This is a genomic window from Legionella feeleii, assembly GCF_001467625.1.
GTDB classification, from domain to species: domain Bacteria; phylum Pseudomonadota; class Gammaproteobacteria; order Legionellales; family Legionellaceae; genus Tatlockia; species Tatlockia feeleii.
The window spans coordinates 68,494-68,784 of the sequence record NZ_LNYB01000085.1 but is presented as its reverse complement, the minus strand read 5'-3'; the positions used below and the strand labels follow the sequence as shown (position 1 = coordinate 68,784).

The following is a 291-nucleotide window of genomic DNA, read 5'->3' as shown; positions in this document are numbered from 1 at the left end:
CATAAGCGAAGCCCTAAAAAGGACTCATTTAAATTGGGACATAATTCAATTCCTATCTGGTTTGAAGTCCGATAATAAGCCAAATAGCGACGCCATGAGCGACACCCTAAGGAAAGCTGCTGTATATGACAAGCTGGAGATAGTTCAGTATCTATGTAGCTTGGAGTCTAATAATAAGCCAGATAGCGAGGCCGTGCGCGAAGCCTTAATTGGAGCTGCTTCCCGTGGCAAGCTGAAGATAGTTCAGTATCTATGTAGCTTGGAGTCTAATAATAAGCCAGATAGCAAGGC

At 43.6% G+C, this 291-nt stretch carries 1 protein-coding gene; it reads left to right on the top strand.

Annotated elements, in window-relative coordinates:
• Positions 1-94: 94 nt before the first annotated feature.
• A partial coding sequence (locus Lfee_RS17705; protein ID WP_238584933.1) for an ankyrin repeat domain-containing protein occupies positions 95-291 on the top strand: 197 nt, incomplete at its 3' end.